The organism is Phreatobacter sp. (assembly GCF_016793595.1).
Lineage (GTDB): Bacteria > Pseudomonadota > Alphaproteobacteria > Rhizobiales > Phreatobacteraceae > Phreatobacter.
Genome location: NZ_JAEULY010000016.1, coordinates 91,144 through 110,360 on the forward strand (window position 1 = coordinate 91,144; position 19,217 = coordinate 110,360).

The 19,217-nt window shown below is 67.7% G+C and carries 15 protein-coding genes; 8 read left to right on the forward strand and 7 right to left on the reverse strand.

Annotated elements, in window-relative coordinates; all coding sequences use genetic code 11:
* The first annotated feature begins 141 nt into the window (after nt 1-141).
* From JNK84_RS17680 to JNK84_RS17710, 7 genes are all read left to right on the forward strand, one after another.
* A complete protein-coding gene (locus JNK84_RS17680; protein ID WP_293426293.1) occupies nt 142-1,461 on the forward strand; it encodes a CmpA/NrtA family ABC transporter substrate-binding protein in 1,320 nt (439 codons plus the stop codon).
* A gap of 64 nt (nt 1,462-1,525) precedes the next feature.
* The gene (ntrB, locus tag JNK84_RS17685) at nt 1,526-2,434 is read left to right on the forward strand and encodes a nitrate ABC transporter permease (RefSeq protein WP_293426106.1); all 909 of its coding nucleotides are present in this window, start codon (nt 1,526-1,528) and stop codon (nt 2,432-2,434) included.
* A 12-nt stretch (nt 2,435-2,446) separates the two neighbouring features.
* Nucleotides 2,447-3,250: an ABC transporter ATP-binding protein gene (locus JNK84_RS17690; RefSeq protein ID WP_293426108.1), complete on the forward strand. Its 804-nt coding sequence runs from the start codon at nt 2,447-2,449 to the stop codon at nt 3,248-3,250.
* Nucleotides 3,251-3,263: 13 nt separating this feature from the next.
* Complete coding sequence (locus tag JNK84_RS17695) at nt 3,264-4,472, forward strand: NAD(P)/FAD-dependent oxidoreductase (RefSeq protein ID WP_293426110.1); 1,209 nt, start codon at nt 3,264-3,266, stop codon at nt 4,470-4,472.
* A gap of 66 nt (nt 4,473-4,538) precedes the next feature.
* A complete protein-coding gene (locus tag JNK84_RS17700) occupies nt 4,539-7,223 on the forward strand; it encodes a nitrate reductase (protein ID WP_293426112.1) in 2,685 nt (894 codons plus the stop codon).
* Between the two features lie 68 nt (nt 7,224-7,291).
* Nucleotides 7,292-8,071 carry an SDR family oxidoreductase gene (locus JNK84_RS17705; protein ID WP_293426114.1) on the forward strand — a complete coding sequence of 260 codons (780 nt, stop codon included), beginning with the start codon at nt 7,292-7,294 and terminating at the stop codon, nt 8,069-8,071.
* 18 nt (nt 8,072-8,089) lie between these two features.
* Complete coding sequence (locus JNK84_RS17710; RefSeq protein ID WP_293426116.1) at nt 8,090-9,271, forward strand: aminotransferase class V-fold PLP-dependent enzyme; 1,182 nt, start codon at nt 8,090-8,092, stop codon at nt 9,269-9,271.
* Here JNK84_RS17710 and JNK84_RS17715 read toward each other — a convergent pair whose 3' ends face one another.
* From JNK84_RS17715 to JNK84_RS17745, 7 genes are all read right to left on the reverse strand, one after another.
* Nucleotides 9,272-9,637, reverse strand: coding sequence for a DUF1304 domain-containing protein (locus tag JNK84_RS17715; RefSeq protein ID WP_293426295.1), 366 nt, complete (start codon nt 9,635-9,637; stop codon nt 9,272-9,274).
* A 32-nt stretch (nt 9,638-9,669) separates the two neighbouring features.
* Nucleotides 9,670-10,311 (reverse strand): methionine biosynthesis protein MetW, encoded by a 642-nt coding sequence (metW, locus tag JNK84_RS17720; protein ID WP_293426118.1) that lies wholly within the window; start codon nt 10,309-10,311, stop codon nt 9,670-9,672.
* Nucleotides 10,308-11,483, reverse strand: a complete 1,176-nt coding sequence (gene metX, locus JNK84_RS17725) for a homoserine O-acetyltransferase MetX (RefSeq protein ID WP_293426120.1) — start codon at nt 11,481-11,483, stop codon at nt 10,308-10,310. Before metX ends, metW begins: the two co-directional genes overlap by 4 nt.
* A 92-nt stretch (nt 11,484-11,575) precedes the next feature.
* The gene (locus JNK84_RS17730) at nt 11,576-11,956 is read right to left on the reverse strand and encodes an RNA-binding S4 domain-containing protein (protein WP_293426122.1); all 381 of its coding nucleotides are present in this window, start codon (nt 11,954-11,956) and stop codon (nt 11,576-11,578) included.
* A 21-nt stretch (nt 11,957-11,977) separates the two neighbouring features.
* Nucleotides 11,978-15,295, reverse strand: a complete 3,318-nt coding sequence (locus JNK84_RS17735) for a helicase-related protein (protein WP_293426124.1) — start codon at nt 15,293-15,295, stop codon at nt 11,978-11,980.
* Nucleotides 15,296-15,663: 368 nt separating this feature from the next.
* A complete protein-coding gene (locus JNK84_RS17740) occupies nt 15,664-17,643 on the reverse strand; it encodes a PAS domain S-box protein (RefSeq protein ID WP_293426126.1) in 1,980 nt (659 codons plus the stop codon).
* Nucleotides 17,644-17,646: 3 nt separating this feature from the next.
* Complete coding sequence (locus JNK84_RS17745; RefSeq protein WP_293426128.1) at nt 17,647-18,369, reverse strand: response regulator; 723 nt, start codon at nt 18,367-18,369, stop codon at nt 17,647-17,649.
* 110 nt (nt 18,370-18,479) lie between these two features.
* On the opposite strand from JNK84_RS17745, the gene JNK84_RS17750 reads away from it, so the two are divergent.
* Nucleotides 18,480-19,208: a response regulator transcription factor gene (locus JNK84_RS17750; RefSeq protein WP_293426130.1), complete on the forward strand. Its 729-nt coding sequence runs from the start codon at nt 18,480-18,482 to the stop codon at nt 19,206-19,208.
* Nucleotides 19,209-19,217: the final 9 nt, after the last annotated feature.

Here is a 19,217-nt window from a genome sequence, read left to right on the forward strand (position 1 = left end):
CTTTTTCATGCCCGGAGCCAACCGGGCGGGGAAGCGAGGACATGTCCGGAAGCCGCAGGGCGACGGACCCCGAGGGACACGAGATCAACAGCGCCTCTGGCCGCAACAGGGACCGAGAGAATGACCAAGACTTTCCAGGGCATGATCGCGCAGGCACCGGTCCAGACCTCCGCGTCGCATCCCCATCGCCGCTCCTTCCTGAAGCAGGCCGCCGCGACAGCCGCGCTGCTCGCCGCCGCCAAGGCGGCGCTGCCGGCGGGCGCCTTCGCGCAAGGGGTCGGCCCCGAAGTCAAGGGCACGCGTCTCGGCTACATCGCGCTGACCGATGCCGCACCGCTGATCATCGCCAAGGAGAAGGGCTTCTACGCCAAGCACGGCGTGCCCGACATGGACATTTCCAAGCAGGCCTCGTGGGGCGCGACGCGCGACAACATGGCGCTCGGCACCAAGGCCAATGGCATCGACGGCGGCCACATCCTGAGGCCGAAGACGCATCTCTACTCGACCGGCAAGGTGATGCAGAACAACCAGCCGCTGCCGATGTATACGCTGCTCAACCTCAACGAGGACGGCCAGTCGATCTCGATCTCCAACGAATACAAGGATCTTGCGGTATCCAAGGATTCCTCGCCCCTGCGGGCCGCCTTTGAGCGCAAGAAGGCCCAGGGCAAGGATCTGACCGCCGCTATGACCTTCCCGGGCGGCACGCACGACCTATGGATCCGCTACTGGCTCGCGGCGGGCGGCATCGACCCGGACAACGACATCAAGGTCATCGTCGTGCCGCCGCCGCAGATGGTGGCGAACATGAAGGTCGGCACCATGGACTGCTTCTGCGTCGGCGAGCCGTGGAACGAGCAGTTGGTCAACCAGAACATCGGCTACACCGCCATCACCACCGGCGAGCTCTGGTTCAAGCACCCCGAGAAGATCCTCGGCATGCGCGCCGACTGGGTCGACGCCAATCCGAAGGCGACCCAGGCCATCCTGATGGCGGTGATGGAAGCCCAGCAGTGGTGCGACAGAATCGAGAACAAGGAGGAGCTGGCGCAGATCGTCGGCCGCCGCCAGTGGTTCAACGTGCCGGTGAACGACATCAACGGCCGCCTCAAGGGCAACATCAATTACGGCCATGGCCGCACGGTGGCGGATTCGCCGCTGCGCATGAAGTTCTGGGGTGAGGGCGGCGCGGTTTCCTATCCCTGGAAAAGCCTCGACGCCTGGTTCGTCACCGAGAACATCCGTTGGGGCAAGTTCGAGCCGACCACCGACATCAAGGCGCTGGTCGACCGGACGAACCGCTCGGACCTCTGGCTCGCAGCCGCCAGGACGCTTGGCGTCACCGGCGTCCCGACCTCCGATTCCCGAGGAGTCGAGACCTTCTTCGACGGCGTGAAGTTCGACCCCGCCAATCCGTCCGACTACCTGCGCCAGCTGAAGATCAAGCGCGCCCAGGTCTGAACCGATCGCCTGCCGCCCGGCTCGACCCGGGGCGGCGCCATCCCTTCATCCCGCGAGAGCCCAGATGTCCCGACCCGCATTGAGAGCCGTGGAAACCGTCAGCCCGCCGGAACCGGTCGCAGCCGCGACGGCGGAAGTGATCCAGCTTGCGCCCAGGGCAGCAGCCTCAACGCTCGACTGGCTGAAGCCCAAGGCCGTCGCCTTCGCGACGGCGGTGGTGCCGCCGCTGCTGATGGTGGCCCTGCTGCTGTTGCTGTGGGAGATCCTCTGCTCGGGCAGCAATGCCTCGCTGCCGCCGCCCTCGCGGGTCTGGAGGGAGGCGAGCGACCTGATTCTCGATCCGTTCTTCGTCAACGGCAGCCAGGATATCGGGCTTGGCTGGCGCGTGCTGACCTCGCTGCAGCGGGTCGCCATCGGCTTCGGGCTTTCCGCCATCGTCGGCATTCTCGTCGGCACGCTGGTCGGCCAGTCGACCTGGGCCATGCGCGGCCTCGACCCGATCTTCCAGGTGCTGCGCACCGTGCCGCCGCTCGCCTGGCTGCCGATCTCGCTCGCCGCCTTCCGCGACGCCAATCCGAGCGCGATCTTCGTCATCTTCATCACTGCGATCTGGCCGGTGCTGATCAATACCTCGGTCGGCATCCGCAACATCCCGCAGGATTATCGCAACGTATCGGCGGTGCTGCGGCTGAACCAGTTCGAGTTCTTCTGGAAGATCATGCTGCCCTCGGCGGCGCCCTACATCTTCACGGGCCTTAGGATCGGTGTCGGCCTCGCCTGGCTGGCCATCGTGGCGGCCGAGATGCTCACCGGCGGCGTCGGCATCGGCTTCTTCATCTGGGACGCGTGGAACTCGTCCAAGCTGCCCGACATCATCATCGCCCTCGTCTATATCGGCCTGGTCGGTTTCATCCTCGACCGGCTGATCGCGGGGCTCGCCACCATTGTCACCCGCGGCACCGCAGCGAACTGAGGAGATCCCGAGATGGCCAAGCAGGTTCCCTATCTCCTCGTCGAACAGGTCGAGAAGACTTTCGTCCGCAACGGCATCGCGAACAACGTCCTCAGCGACATCAACGTTGCAATCGAGGAAGGCGAGTACGTTTCGATCATCGGTCATTCCGGCTGCGGCAAGTCCACGCTGCTCAACATCATCGCGGGCCTGACGCCGGCGACGACAGGGGCCGTGCTTCTGGAGAACCGTGAAGTCAACGACCCCGGCCCCGACCGCGCCGTGGTGTTCCAGAACCATTCGCTGCTGCCCTGGCTGACCGTCTACGACAATGTCCGCATGGCGGTGGACAAGGTGTTCTCCGGCCGCAAGTCCAAGGCCGAGCGGCACGACTGGACCATGCACAAGCTCGATCTCGTCCACATGGTCCACGCCAGGGACCGCCGCCCCGGTGAAATCTCCGGCGGCATGAACCAGCGTGTCGGCATCGCCCGGGCGCTCGCCATGCAACCGAAGATCCTGCTGCTGGACGAGCCTTTCGGCGCGCTCGACGCGCTGACCCGCGCGCACCTGCAGGATTCGGTCATGCAGATCCACGCGACGCTGAAGAACACCATGATCATGATCACCCATGACGTGGACGAGGCGGTTCTGCTCTCCGACCGCATCATCATGATGACCAACGGCCCTTCTGCGACCATCGGCGAGATCCTCGACGTCAATCTGCCGCGCCCGCGCAAGCGTCTCGAGCTGGTCTCCAACGCCACCTACATCAAGGCGCGAGAGGCGGTGCTCAAATTCCTCTACGAACGTCACGCCTTCGTCGAAGCCGCCTGACCGGAGGCCGGCGATGTCCGAACCGCTCGTCGTCATCGGCAATGGCATGGCCGCGGCGCGCTTTGTCGAAAATCTCGGCAAGGAAGGCCTCGGCCGCTATTCGGTCGCGGTGATCGGCGCCGAGCCGGCGCTCGCCTACAACCGCGTGCTGCTATCCTCGGTTCTGGCCGGCGAGATCGCCCGCGAGGACACCGAACTAAAGCCGCGTCTTTGGTGGGAGCGGCAGGGCGTGACGCTGGTCTATGGCAAGCGCGCCACGGAGATCGACCGGGCCGGTCGCGCCGTCATTCTCGAAGACGGCGCGCGCCTCCCCTACGCCAAGCTGGTTCTTGCCACCGGATCGCATCCGATCCGCCTGCCGAAGCCCGGGATGGACCTGCCGAGCGTCCTGGCCTTCCGCGATCATAACGATGTCTCCGCCATGCTGGCGGCCGCGAGCCCCGCCACCCGCGCGGTCGTCATCGGTGGCGGCCTGCTGGGAATCGAGGCGGCCTATGGTCTTGCGCTCACCGGCACCCGCGTGACGCTGATCCACCTGATGGACCGGCTGATGGAGCGCCAGTTGGACCCCGAGGCAGCCGCCATGCTGAAGGCGGCGCTGGAGGCGCGCGGCATCGCCGTCATCCTCGGCGCCGATACCGCAGCCGTCGAGGGCGAGGAGTGCGTCGAGGGCGTGCTGCTCACCGACGGTCGGCGCATCGCCGCCGACATGGTCGTGTCCGCCGTCGGCATCCGCGCCAATGCCGATCTCGCCCGCGCCGCGGGATTGGCCGTCAATCGTGGCGTCGTCGTGGACGATCGTCTTGCGACCTCTGATCCCGCCATCCATGCCATCGGCGAATGCGCCGAGCATCGCGGCACCTGCTATGGCCTGGTCGAACCCGCCTATCAGCAGGGCGCGGCGCTCGCCCGTCATCTCGCGGGCAAGCCTGCCGCCTATGCCGGAACGGTGCTCTCGACCAATCTCAAGGTGTCTGGCGTGCCGGTCTTCTCGGCCGGGGACTTTATCGGCGAGGCCGGAACCGAGGTGATCGTCTGGCGCGATCCTGGCCTTCGCACCTATCGCAAACTGGTGATTCGTGAGGACGTGCTCACCGGCGCGGTGCTCTTCGGCGAGACCTCGGATGCCCTCTGGTATCTCGACCTGATCCGGCAGGGCCGCCCGCTCGGGCGCCTGCGCGACGCCGTCGTGTTCGGGCAGGCGCTGGCGGAGGCAGCCTAGCATGGGCTGCGAAAGTGGAAGCCGGTTTCGCGGCAAAGGCCATGCAGCGCTGACGAGGGCGAAGCCATGACAGCCCATTCGCACCTGCCCAACCCCGTCGCGACCGCCTGTCCCTATTGCGGGGTCGGCTGCGGCGTGATCGCCAGCGTCGATGGCGGGGGCCAGGTGACGGTTGCGGGCGATCCGTCTCACCCGGCCAATCGCGGGCGGCTCTGCGTGAAGGGCTCGGCGCTCGGCGAAACGGTGTCGCTGGAAGGCCGGTTGCTGCATCCGATGATCCGGTCCCGCTCCGGCACCATGGAGCGCGTCAGCTGGGGAACCGCGCTTGACGCCGTCGCGGAGGCCTTCGGCCGCACCGCGCGCGAGCACGGGCCCGACGCGACCGCCTTCTACCTCTCCGGACAACTCCTCACCGAGGACTATTACGTCGCCAACAAGCTGATGAAGGGCTTTGTCGGCACCGCCAATGTCGATACCAATTCGCGGCTCTGCATGGCGTCGTCCGTCGCCGGCCATCGTCGCGGCTTCGGCGCGGACACGGTGCCCGGCACTTATGAGGACCTCGATACGGCCGACCTGCTGATCCTCGTCGGGTCGAACGCGGCATGGTGCCACCCCATCCTCTGGCAGCGCATGGTGGCGAACAAGGCCGCGCGCGGAGCGAGGATCGTCGTGGTCGATCCGCGCCGCACGGCGACCTCGGCCGATGCCGACCTGATGCTGGCCATCAGGCCGGGCATGGACGGCGCGCTGTTCTCGGGGCTGCTGGTTCATCTGGCAGAGGCGGGCGCCATCGACCGCGCCTATGTCGAGGCCCATGTCGACGGTTTCGAGGAGGCGCTGGAGCGCGCCCGCGAGATCGCGCCGACCATCGGCGCCACGGCGCGTGCCTGCGGCCTTGCCGAAGCCGACGTGCGGACCCTGTTCGAGTGGTTCCGCACGACCGGGAAGGCCGTTACACTCTACAGCCAGGGTGTCAACCAGTCGGCGCAAGGCACCGACAAGGTCTCGGCCATCCTCAACTGCCACCTCGCCACCGGTCGCATCGGCCGCGAGGGCATGGGGCCGTTCTCGCTGACCGGCCAGCCCAACGCGATGGGCGGCCGCGAGGTCGGCGGCCTCGCCAACATGCTGGCGGCCCATATGGGTTTCTCGGCGAGCGAGATCGACCGCGTCCGCCGCTTCTGGGGCGCGCCGCGCATGGCGACATCAGAAGGCCTCAAGGCCGTCCAGATGTTCGATGCCATCGAGGCCGGCGCGATCAGGGCGCTCTGGGTGATGGCGACGAACCCGGCGGTGAGCCTGCCCAAGGCCGATCACGTCCGCCGCGCGCTCGGTCGCCTCGACCATTTCATCGTCTCCGAGGTCGTGCTCTCCAACGACACCGTCAATTCCGGGGTCCATATTCTGCTGCCAGCCGCGGCCTGGGGCGAGAAGGACGGCACGGTGACCAATTCGGAACGCCGCATCACGCGCCAGCGGCCGTTCCTTCCCCTGCCCGGGGAGGCGAGGTCGGACTGGTGGATCGTCGCCGAGGTCGCCAGGCGCATGGGCTTCGCGGAAGCCTTTTCCTGGGACAATGCGGCGGCTGTGTTCAGGGAGCACGCCGCGCTCTCGGCCTTCGAAAACAGGGGCGCGCGCGATTTCGACATTGGCGGCCTTGCCACGGTATCCGACGCGGAGTTCGACGCGCTCCGCGCGATCCAGTGGCCGGTCCGGAATATCCGCGACACGGCCGACAAGCGCTTCTTCGCGGAAGGCCGCTTCTTCACCGCCGATGGCCGCGCGCGGATGATCGCCATCGCGCCGCCGGCATTGAAGGCCGAGGCAGGCGAAAACCGTCCCTTCCTGCTCAATACCGGCCGCGTGCGCGACCACTGGCACACGATGACACGCACCGGCCGGGCGCCGACGCTCGGTCGCCACATCGTCGAGCCCTTTACCGAAATTCACCCGGACGATGCGGCTGCGGCGGGCATTGGTCCGGGCGATTTCGTCCGGGTCGAGACTGATCACGGCGCGGCGACGCTGCGGGTCGTGCTGAGCGAAGGCCAGATGCGCGGCGCGGTGTTCGTGCCGATCCACTGGAGCGACGAGACCGCCGGCAGCGCCCGTGTCGGAGCGCTCGTCCAGCCCTTCACCGATCCCTTCTCAGGGCAACCCGAAATGAAGGCGACGCCGGCCAGCCTCTCGCGGGTCGAGATGCTGGTCGAGGGCTTCATCCTGTCGCGCGGCCCGGTCGCGCTTCCGGATGGTCTGCGCTGGGCGCGTGCCGCAGTGGAGGGCGGCGTGGGCACTGTGCTGGCCTCGGACCTGCCGGTGGATGGACGGGCTGTCGCGGAGGCGCTTGCCGGTCAGGACGGGACCATCACCGAGATGACCGATGCGGCGCGAGGCATCTACCGCGCGGCCGTGTTCAGGGACGGGGGCCTGGAGGCGGTGTTGTTCCTCGCCCTCGATGGCCGGCCCTCGTGGAACTGGATCGAGACCCAGTTCGGCCTGAAGGATCTGCCGCCGGCTGCGCGGAAGGCCCTCCTCTCCGGCCGGTCGCCCGAGGGAATCGCCGATGCCGGCCCGACAGTCTGTGCCTGTTTCGCGGTCGGCCTGACGACGATCCGGGACGCTATCGCGGCGGGCGCCTGCGATGTCGATGCGGTCGGCCGGGCGTTGAAGGCCGGCACCAATTGCGGCTCCTGCCGCCCCGAGATCAAGAAGCTGATCGAGGCGGAAGCGAAGCTGGTTCCAGCCTGACGGCGCATGAGCGCCCATGCGGGCGGGGGGCAAGACAAGCGCGCGCCGGCGCTCTATCAGTCGTCACCATGGATCTCGGACTCAAGGGCAAATCGGCCATCATCTGCGGCGGCAGCCGGGGCATGGGCCGCGCGGCAGCGGACATGCTTGCTGCGGAAGGTGTGGCGCTGACCATCCTGGCGCGCAATCGGGAACGGCTCGATGCAGTTGCCGCCGACATCCGGGCACGCTTCGGCGTGGTGGTCACGCCGGTTGCCGGCGACGTCACAACGGAGGCCGGTCGCGCGGCCGCACTTGCCGCCTGCCCGAATCCCGACATCCTCATCAACAATGCCGATGGCATGCCGCCCGGCGATTTTCGCGTCTGGACCCGCGACGACTGGATTGCCGCGCTCGACGCCATGATGCTCTCGCCCATCGCGCTGATGAAGGCGACGGTGGACGGCATGATGGCGCGGGGCTTCGGCCGCATCGTCAACATCGTCTCGCGGTCGGTGAAGATCCCCCAGCTCGAAATGGGCCTGTCGAACGGCGCGCGCTCAGGGCTTGTCGGCTTCGTCGCCGGCCTCGCGCGCCAGACCGTGGCGAAGGGCGTCACCATCAACAACGTGCTGCCGGGCATTGTCGCGACGGATGCGCAGAAGCATCACGTCGAGAAGCTTGCCGAGATGACCGGCCGACCCTTTGATGACATCTGGGCCGAGCGCGGCGCGCAGAATCCCGCGGGCCGCTACGGCGAGGCGGCCGAGATCGGCGCGACCATCGCTTTCCTCTGCTCCGTCCATGCCGGGTTCATCACCGGCCAGAGCATTCTGGTCGACGGCGGGCAATATCCCGGCACCTACTGAACTCTGCGGAGACCCGTCATGGCCCTCGATCTCGCGCGCATCCGGACCGACGTGCCCTCGGCTGAGCGCCGCTGCTATCTCCACAATGCCGGTGCCGGATTGATGCCGCGTCAGGTCGTGGAGACGATGAAGGCCCATCTCGATATCGAGGCCGAGATCGGCGGCTATGCGGCAGCTGAACAGGAAACGGCGCGCCTCGATGGCGTCTATGGCTCGGTGGCGCGCCTGCTCAATGCCGCGCCCGACGAGATCGGCCTGATGGAGAACGCGACAGTCGCCTGGCAGATGGCCTTTTATGGCCTGAAATTCACGGCCGGCGACCGCATTCTCACCTGCGAGGCCGAATATGGCGCGAACTATGTCGCCTACCTCCAGATGGCCAGGCGCACCGGCCTTGTCATCGACGTGATCCCCAGCGACGAGACGGGCGAGATCGATCTTGCCGCGCTGGAGCGGATGATCGATGCGCGGGTGAAGCTGATCTCGATTACCTGGGTGCCGACCAATGGCGGTCTCGCCAATCCGGCGGCGGCGGTCGGCCGCATCGCTCGCACCCACGGAGTCCCTTACCTGCTGGATGCCTGTCAGGCTGTCGGCCAGATGCCCGTCGATGTCGAGGCCATCGGTTGCGACATGCTGTCGGCGACGGGGCGCAAGTTCCTGCGCGGCCCGCGCGGCACCGGCTTTCTCTATGTGCGGCGTGCTTTCCTGAAAGGTCTCGAGCCGCCGATGGTCGACCATTTCTCGGCGGTCTGGGTGGCGCGCGACCGCTACCAACTGCGCGACGATGCCCGCCGCTTCGAGACCTGGGAAAACAATTATGCGGCGCGTGCCGGTCTCGGCGTCGCCGTGGACTATGCGCTGGATATCGGCCTCGATGCGATCGAGGCGCGTTGCCGGTTGCTCTCCGGTCGCCTTCGCAACGGCCTCAGCACGCTTGCTGGAGTGACGGCGCGCGATCTTGGCCGGAGCCCCTCGGCAATCGTCAGCTTCACCGTCGAGGGACTGGATGCCTCCGCCGTGGTCGCGGCGGCGGGCGAGGCCGGCATCACCATCGGGGCGTCCAACCCGTCGAGCACGCGGATCGATGCCGAGGCGCGCCACCTGCCGCCGCTGGTGCGCGCCTCGCCGCACTACTACAACACGGAGGGCGAGGTGGACCGGCTCCTCGATCTCTGCGCCGCCCTGACGCGTGCCTGATCAGCCCTTGTTGCGCGCGAGGAAGACGGCCGCCAGCGCCACCGCCGCCGGCAGGCCCTGCGTGAACAGGATCGAGGTCTTGGCCGTCGCGCCGCCATAGATGCCGGCGATCACGACGCAGCCGAGGAAGAAGATTTTCAGCGCGAAAGCCATGGTCTTCGGCGCGAACAGGCTCCAGATGAGGCCGGCCGCGAGGAAGCCGTTATAGAGACCCTGATTGGCGGCCAGCACCGCCGACTGCGCGGCGAAGTCCGGCGTCAGGCCGAAGGTGCGGTGGCCGAAAGGCGTGTTCCAGAAGAACATCTCGATGACGAGGATCGCGACGTGGAGCAGGCCCACGAACGCGACGAGGATATTGGCGACCAGTGGCATGTGAGACCCCCAAGGGAGCGCCGAGCCTAGCCCTTCCGGCTGAGCTTGAACACGGCCTGCTCGCCGAAGAAGTTCCAGAACCACCACGGCGCGTTCACGCGCACTTCGCGGCCGTGCCAGTCGAGCGCTGTCGAGCGCTCGATCACCGCGTCAATCTCGCGGACGAGATCGACGAAGTCGCGAATGGTGCAGAAGTGGATATTGGGCGTGTCGTACCAGCGGTAAGGCAGGTTCTCCGAGGTCGGCATGCGTCCGCGCGTGACCAGCTGCATCCTCAGGCGCCAATGACCGAAATTCGGGAACGAGACGATGGCGCGCTTGCCGATGCGGAGCATGTGTTCCAGCACCACGCGCGGCGCGCGGGTCGCCTGAATGGTCTGCGACAGGATCACCACGTCGAAGGCGTCGTCGGGGTAGAAGGCAAGGTCCGTGTCGGCGTCGCCCTGCACAACCGCCAGGCCTTCGGCGACACACTGGTTGACGCCCTCGCGCGACAGTTCGATGCCGCGCCCGTCGACGCCCTTGCTGTCGCGCAGGAGCTTCAGCAGCCCGCCGTCGCCGCAGCCGACGTCCAGCACTTTCGAGCCGGGCTCGATCATGCCGGCGACGACGAGATAGTCCGGGCGCACGGGACCCGGCGCGGAGGCCATGGTCAGATCCTGCGTCATGCGATGCCTCGCGCCCGGGCGGCCGAGGCAAGAAAGCCGCGGGTGATGGCGAACAGTTCCGGCTCGTCGAGCAGGAAGGCGTCGTGGCCCTTGTCGGACTCGATCTCGGCGAAGGAGACCGAGGCGCCCGCCGCGTTCAGCGCGTGGACGACGGCGCGCGACCCGGCGGTGGGGAACAGCCAGTCGGAGGTGAAGGAGACGACGCAGAACCGGGTCTTGGTTCCGGCGAAGGCCCTGGCGAGCGAGCCGCCATGCTCGGCGGCGATGTCGAAATAGTCCATCGCGCGCGTCACGTAGAGATAGGAATTGGCGTCGAAGCGCTCGACGAAGGCCTCGCCCTGATAACGCAGATAGCTCTCGACCTGAAAATCGGCGTTGAAGGAGAAGGTCGGGGCGTCGCGGTCCTGGAACCTGCGGCCGAACTTGCGGTGCAGGGCGGCGTCGGAAAGGTAGGTGATGTGCGCGGCCATGCGCGCCACGGCGAGACCCGCGGAGGGCCGCGTGTCCTCGGTCAGGTAGCGCCCGCCGCGCCATTCGGGATCAGCCATGATCGCCTGCCGGCCGACCTCGTGCAGCGCGATGTTCTGGGCGGAATGGCGCGCGGCGGTGGCGATCGGCATGGCCGAGAACACCCTGTCCCGATACTGCGTCGCCCATTGCAGCACCTGCATGCCGCCCATCGAGCCGCCGATGACGCAGAACAGGCTGTCGATGCCGAGCCGCTTCACCAGCATGGACTGCGCGCGCACCATGTCGGGAATGGTGATCAGCGGCAGCGCAAGGCCGTGTGGCTGGCCAGTGGCGTTGTTGGTGGAGGCAGGTCCCGTCGTGCCCATGCAGCCGCCGAGCACGTTGGAGCAGATGACGAAATAACGATCGGTATCGACTGGCCTGCCCGGGCCGATCATGATCTCCCACCAGCCGGGCTTGCCGGTGACCGGATTGTCGCTGGCGACATGCTGGTCGCCGGTCAGTGCGTGACAGACGAGAACCGCGTTGGAGCGGTCGGCGTTCAGCGTGCCATAGGTCTTGTAGCCGATCTGGAACGGCGACAGGGCCACGCCCGCATCGAGCAGCAGCGGCTCGTCGGGTCCGAAATGCGCGACCTCGCCGGCCGGCTCATCGGCCTGGCGTCGGGCGAGATCGTCGGAGATGCGCTGGGCGCGTGCCATGGAACGAAACGGTCGCGTTTCTCTCGTCAGTCAGATCGTTCGTTATTCCGAACAGGCCATCCGTGGCAAGAGAAATCGCCGTGAGGACAGGCTCAGCTGTCCCAGCCTTTCAGCCGATCCGTCTCGCGCCGCTCGGCCTTGGTCGGCCGGCCGCTGCCGGGATCGCGTTCGACGATGGGCGAGGGCGGGTCGAAGCGGGGCGGCTCGGGCGACAGATCCTCGTAGATGTGCTGCGCCTCGCTGTAGGGGCCGCGTCGCTCGGCGAGCGAAACGACCTTCAGCACCTTCACCCGGCCGGGAAGCGCGATGGTCAGCACGTCTCCCGGCCGCACCGGCTTGTGGGCCTGATCGATCTTGGCGCCATTGAGCCGGACGGAACCGTCCTCGCAGAGCTTTGCCGCCGCGCTCCGCGTTTTCACCACGCGCGCGAACCATAGCCACTTGTCGATGCGCAGGCGGTCCGTCTCGTTCAACAATGCCTCAGGGTTGCCGCGTCACGGCTTCTTGGTCATGGCGTCCTTCAGCGCCGCGAGCTTGGCGAAGGGCGAGTTCGGATCGGGCTCGCGCTCCTTGCGCGGGGCCCGATCCTGCGGACGGGGCCCACGGAAATCGGCGCGCTCCTCGCGCTGCGGCCGGTCCCGGCGCTCACCATCACCCTTGTTGCGCGAATCCTTGCCCCGGAAGTCCTTGAACTTGGAGAAATCGCGGCGCGGCGGGCGGCCGCCTTCCCGGCGCTCGCCCTCCGGAGCACCCTCGCGGGGCGCGCGATCGGAACGGTTCTCGCCGCCCGGCTGGCCGTCTCGCGGCTGACCGTCACGCGGTTGTCCATGGCGCTGCCCATCGCGCGGCTGACCGTGACGCGGACGATGATCGCGCCGCTGTCCCTGCTCGCCGCCGCGCTCGCCGCCCTTACGGAAGTCACGGCGCTGCGGGCGCTCGCCGTCCATCCGGCCGCCGGGACGCCAGACCTCGACCATGGCAGGCTCGGCTGCCGCAGCCGGTTCCGTGCGGGTCTCCGCCTGTGGCGTCTCGGCAGCCTCGGCCGGTGCCTCTGCCGACACCTGTCCGTCGGCAGCGGCCGCCTCGGTCAGGGCTGGCGCCTCGAAGGACGGCGCGGCCGGTTCGGCTGCGACGGGCGTCTCCGATGCAGGCGGTGCGGCCTGTGTTTCCACATCCGCCATGGGAGCTTCGGCAACCGGCTCCGGTGGCAGGGCATCAGCGGCTACGGCCTCCTCCACCGTGTCGATGACGACACCGGCGTCGGCCGGCTCTGCGGCGTCCGCCTCGGCCGGTGCAGCGGCCTCGGTCTCGGCCGGCGCGGCAACCTCCACGGGCTTCGGCGGCGGCGCGGGACGCTTGTCCATCCGGTAGCCGAGGCCCTTGAGGATGGAGGCGAAGTCGTCGCCCGAGCAGCCGACCAGCGAGGTCATGGCGACGGTCGCGGTAAAGCCGCCGCCGGGAAAATGGCCGGCCGGCTCCGGCGTCGCGGTGCCCGGTCGCCAGGCGAGAGCCGGGCGGATGATGTCGGCGAGGCGCTCGAGGATATCGACGCGCACGGCTCGCGGGCCCAGCGCGCGGAAGCCGACGAGGCGGTAGAGATCCTTGTTGATCGCGGGATCGACGGCGATCGAGGTGCGGCCCGAGGCGGCAAGCGCCGGCAGCTCGGTCAGACCCTTCTCGCCGAGCATGTCCTGCTTGAGCATGAAGAGCTGCAGCGCCAGGGCGCGCGGCGCGGGCTTCAGCGTCGCCGGCAGGTAGATGTGATAGGCGCCGAAGCGCACGCCGAGCTTGCGCAGGACGGCCCGCGCCTCCTGATCAAGCTGCTTCACGTCCTCGGCGATCTTCGGCCGGTCGATGACGCCAAGCGCCTCGGCGAGCTGGAAGGCGACGCCGCGAGCGAGGCCGGTCAGTTCCTCGGACCTCTCCAGCGCCAGGACAGGGCCGAGCTGCTTCTCGATCTGGGCGTGGAGCCAGAGGTCGAGGCGCGCCTGCACCTGGTCGCGCGGGCCACCGGTCAGATGCTCGTCGGAGAGGATGCGCACGCGCGGCGCGAGGATCTTGTCCCCGGCATCGAGCTTGGCGACGGCCTCGCCGTGCCAGCGGATCGTGCCGTCGTTCGACAGGATGAAAGCTTCATCGCCGGACGACGACAGTTTCTCCGCGCGGGAGTCGATTTCGCTCGCCAGCGCCTTGGACGCGGCCGCCCGCAGGGCGCGCCCCGCCTCGCCGTCGCCGGCCTGCGGGTCGGGGGCGAAGCGAAAGCCTTCGAGCCGGCCGACATGCTGGCCCTCGACGGTCACGTCGCCGGTCTTGGTGATCTCGGCCTCGAGCATGGTGTTTTCCCTTAGGCGACGCATCAGCACGCTCGTCCTGCGATCGACGAAGCGCTGCGTCAAGCGTTCATGAAGGGCATCGGACAAAATGTCCTCCACCCGGCGTGTCTCTGCCTGCCAGTGGACGGGGTCATCGACCCAGTCCGGCCGGTTGGCTGCGAAGGTCCAGGTGCGGATGTGGGCGATCCGGTTGGACAGCGTGTCGATGTCGCCATCGGTGCGGTCGGCGATGGCGACCTGGGCGGCGATCCAGTCGGAGGGGATGCGTCCCTTCCGGCTGGTGAGGTGGCCGTAAAGGGCGGTGACCAGCTCGGTATGGCTCGCCGGCGAGATGCGGCGATAGTCCGGCATCAGGCACGCGTCCCAGAGCTTGGACACCGCTTCGCGGCCCCTGGCGCGCGCCCTGACATCCTCGTCCTTCAGCGCCAGTTCCAGAACCCGCTGGTCGATGGCGATGGGTGAGCGGGTTAGGCCCGGTTCGGTCGGCACCACGTCGAGGCTGGCGAGCAGCGCTTCCACCGACGCGAAGTCAAGATGGGTGTTGCGCCACTGCAGCATCTTCACGCCGTCGAAGGAATGGCTCTCCAGCGCCTGAACAAGTTCGTCCTCCAACGGCGGGCAGCGGCCGGTCGTCCCGAACGTGCCGTCGCGATTGGAGCGCCCTGCGCGCCCTGCGATCTGGGCGAACTCGACCGGGTTCAGCCGGCGGAACTGGTAGCCGTCGAATTTCCGGTCGGCAGCGAAGGCGACATGGTCGACATCGAGATTGAGACCCATGCCGATGGCGTCGGTGGCGATGAGATAATCGACGTCGCCGGACTGGTAGATCTCGACCTGCGCATTGCGCGTGCGTGGCGACAGCGCGCCGAGCACCACGGCGGCGCCGCCGCGCTGGCGGCGGATCAGCTCGGCGATCGCATAGACCTCGTCGGCCGAGAAGGCGACGATGGCCGAGCGACGCGGCAGGCGGGTGAGTTTCTTCTCGCCCGCGAACATCAGGTTCGAGAAGCGCGGCCGCGTGACGATATTGGCGCCGGGAATGAGCTTCTCGATCAGCCCGCGCATCGTGGCGGCCCCGAGCAGCATGGTCTCGTCGCGGCCACGCCGGTTGAGGATGCGGTCGGTGAAGACGTGACCGCGCTCGAGGTCGCCGGCGATCTGGATCTCGTCGATGGCGAGGAAGGACACGTCGATGTCGAGCGGCATGGCCTCGACGGTCGCGACCCAGTAGCGCGCGCCGGGCGGCTTGATCTTCTCCTCGCCCGTGACCAGCGCCACCGCGCCCTCGCCGGCGCGGGCGACGAGCTTGGCATAGACCTCGCGGGCGAGGAGCCGCAACGGCAGCCCGATCAGGCCCGAGGGATGGGCCAGCATTCGCTCGATGGCGAGCGTCGTCTTGCCCGTATTGGTCGGGCCGAGGACTGCGGTTACCCCACGCCCGCGGAGGGCGGGGGGCAGTGGCGGAAGCGACAGGGTCATTCGGAACCTTCTGTATCACGCCGGCACGGGACATGCGTGACATTTCGGTATCGGCCGGCGCGCTCGTTCACGCCCGGAACGAGTCTGGAACGAATCGGGGTCGAATCGCTGACTCGCCACGAATCCTGATTCGTTCACGACAAGATATGGTGGTTGAGAGTCTAGCGAGCCACTAGCCGAGTCATGATCGCCGGATGCCGAGTCGATCGGGATTCGCCGCGAGTCATTTCGGTTAACGAATTCTTACCAGCCGCCGGGACATGCGTGCGACGTGCCCGCCACCGACCTTTTCGACTCAGGTGGCCTGTGTGGAGACTCGCGGCGCGGATGCCTCGACTCCGGGATCTTCGCGAAGACTCACGCGGCAATCAGGCGAAGGCCGTGAGGGCGTCACGCACGTCGGCCAGCGTGAACGGCTTTTCCATGATGGGAATGCGCCCTTCGCCGCCATGGCGCTCCACCGCGCCGGGACCCTCGACCGCGTCACCGGTCATGATGATCACGCGGTCGGCGAGCCTCGGATTGCGCGCGACCACCGCATCGCGGAAGCGGAGGCCATCGATACCGGGCATTCGGAGATCGACGAAGACCAGATCGGCCGCTTCCGCGCCGCCGCCCTCCAGCGCCTCGCGGGCGGTCTGGGCGGGAAGGACCCGATGGCCGAGCAGTTCGAGCATTTCGGCGAGCCCCTCGCGCACGTCGGCTTCGTCATCGACGACGAGGATGGACAGGCCATCGGTTTCGGGGCTGGCGGGCACGGGTTCCTCGGCCTGTTCGCCGGTGATGGCGGGCAAGGAGACGGTGAAGATCGCACCACCGCCGGGGGCTGCGGCATGGCTGATCGTGCCGCCATGCGATTCGACCACGGTCTTGCAGATGGACAGGCCGATGCCAGTGCCGACGCCCGCGGGCTTGGTGGTGAAATAGGGCTCGAAGATGCGCTCGGCGAGCTGTGCGGGCACGCCTGGGCCGTTGTCGGCGACCTGGAGCACGGCGCTGCGACCCTCGTTCCGGGTCGAGACGACGATCCGGCGGGGATCGGGGCGCTCCGCCAGCGCATGCTGGGCGTTGATGATCAGGTTGGCGACGACCTGGCCGAGGAAGTCCTGATCGGCGACGATTGCCGGCAGCCGCTCGTCGAGGTCGAGCGCGAGTTCAACGCCGTGGGTGCGCAGTCCGTAGGCGAGCATTTCGGTGGACGCCTTCACCAGCGCGTTCAGGCTGGTCGGCTCGCGCTTTTCGGGCCGCTGGCGCGCCATGGCGAGGAAGCTCTTGACGATCCGGCCGGATCGTTCGGCCGCGGCATGGATGCGCTCGGCGCGTCGCTTCTGGGCATCGCTCGACGCGGTCTCCATGAGCAAGGTCGACTGCGCGACGAGGATCGCCAGTGGATTGTTGAGTTCATGGGCGACGCCGGCCAGAAGCGAGCCCATGGCGGAGAGTTTCTCGGCCTGGTGCAGCCGTTCGCGCTGCTGTTCGAGCTGCCTTTCGGCCTGGCGCACGGAGGAGAGGTCGCGCAGATGGGCGGTGAACACGCGCCGTTGCGGCAGCCGGATCTCGGAAATGGTCAGTTCGATGGGGATGGTCGCGCCGTCCGAACGCTGGGCATCGACCGTGATGCGCTGGTCGAGGATCCGGCTCATGCCGGTCGCCGTGTAGCGGCCCATGCCCTGCGTATGGCTCTCGCGCAGATGCGGCGGGATGATCAGGTCGGCGATAGGCCGCCCGACCGCATGGGCGCGGGAATAGCCGAAGGTCGCCATGGCTGCGGGATTGAGGTCGATCAGCAAGCCATCCTCATCGACCACCATGATCGGGTCGATCGAGGTCTTGATGATCGCGGTATTGACCGTCTCGGCGATGTTGAGCGCCGCGATCCGCGCCTCCAGTGCTTCCTCCCGCTCCTTCAGATCGGTCGTGTCGCGCACGAAGCTGATATAGCCGATCAGTTCGCCGGCCGGACCGAAGCACGGCGAATAGAGATGTTCCACATAGCGGCGCTGACCGTTGGCATAGACGCCCCAATCCGCCCAGCGGACGACCTCGCCTTTCGCGAGCTTTGCCTCGAAGACCTTGCTGCGCTCATCGACGGAGGCGCCGAACACCTCGCGCACGGTGTGCCCGACGACCTCGTCGGAGCGCTTGCCCAGCATGGCCAGCGTCTCGCTGTTGGCGAAGACGAAGCGCTGGCCGGCATCGAGCGCGGTGACGCGCATCGGCATGGCCTCGAACAGGCGACCAAGAACGGTGGGATCGAGCTGGCCTTCCGGCGCGACCACGCTGTCCTCGAACAGCCGGCCGAACGGTGCGGCCGGCCCGGAACCGATGAGCTGCTCGGCTTCCGCCACGGATCAGCCTCCGCCGGGAACGAAGACGTAGCCCTCGCCGCGCACCGTCTTGATGAAGCGCGGGTGTTCCGGGTCCGGCTCGATCTTCTTGCGCAGGCGCGTGACGCGGATGTCGATGGAGCGGTCGCTCTCGTCCACTGTCCGGCCATGGGCGAATTCCTGAAGCTGGCCGCGGGACAGCACCCGGTTCGGCCGGGTCGCCAGCGCCTGCAGGAGATCGAATTCCATCGCAGTCAGCTCGATCGGGCCACCGGAGCCATCGACCAGTCGCCGGGCATCGAGGTCGAGAACCAGCGTGCCGAACCGCAGGCTGCGGCTCTCGGGCGCGGCCGCCGGCGTCGTCTGTCCCACCGGGGGAGCCGCCTTCACGCGGCGCAGCACGCTCTTGATGCGGGCGAGCAGTTCGCGCAGTTCGTAGGGCTTCACCAGATAGTCGTCCGCGCCGATCTCGAGGCCGACGATGCGGTCGATCGGGCGTCCGGCGGCGGTCGCCATGATGATGCCTGTCGAGCCGGACTTGCGGATGAAGCGGGCGAGCGAGAGGCCGTCCTCGCCGGGCATGGCGACATCGAGAACCGCCACGTCGATCGCCTTGCCGGCGCCTTCCTCGCGGAATGCCTGGGCATTGCGGAAGCTCAGGACCTCGAAGCCCTGCAGTTCCAGGTATTCGCCGACGGCCTCGCGCAGATGTTCCTCGTCGTCGACGATAGCGACGGTCGTCTTCATGCCCGATGCCCTTGTGTTTCAAGCGAGGGTGACAGCAGATGCGGCCACGAACTAGGATGGAACTCGCGCGCGGATGCAAGCGGCGCGACGCAGTATCGAAAGGCTGACCGATGGCGAGGCGCGGCCGCATCGCGGTGCTCGACGACGAACCGGACTGGTCCGACGCGGTCAAGGAATACCTGACCGATCTCGGCTACGACGTCGACTGCCTGAAGGCGGCGTGGGAGCTCGAGCCCTATCTCGCCCGCGAGAAGCCGGACCTGATCATCCTCGACCTCGGACTGCCCGGCGAGGGCGGCATCGACATTCTCATTCGCACCGATCTCGCCAGCGATATCGCCGTTCTCGTGCTGACTGGCAATCCCGACCCGGTGGACCGGGTGCTCGGGCTGGAGCTGGGGGCCGAGGACTATGTGCAGAAGCCGGTCGAGCTGCGCGAGCTTGCCGCCCGCGTCGCCGGCATCCTGCAGCGCCGGCTGGGACGCCGCCGCAACTTCGTGGTGTTCGAGACTGCCTCCGTCGATCTGGTCGCGGCCCGCATCCTCAAGGCCGATGGCTCGACCGACCGGCTGTCGGCTGGCGAGGTCGCGCTGATCCGCGCCTTCGCCGACAATCCCGGCAAGGTGCTGACGCGCGAGGAGATCATGGAGCGTGCGCCGGCCGAGGACGAGGAAGCCTTCGACCGGGCGATCGATTCGCGCATCGCACGGCTGCGCCGCAAGCTCGATACCGAGGCGATCCGCACCGTCAGAGGCCACGGCTACGTCTTCGACCTGCCGAATCACGGCGCCGAGGTTGCCAGCGAAGCCAAGGATACGGCCAGCCCGGATGCGGTCTGACCCGACAGG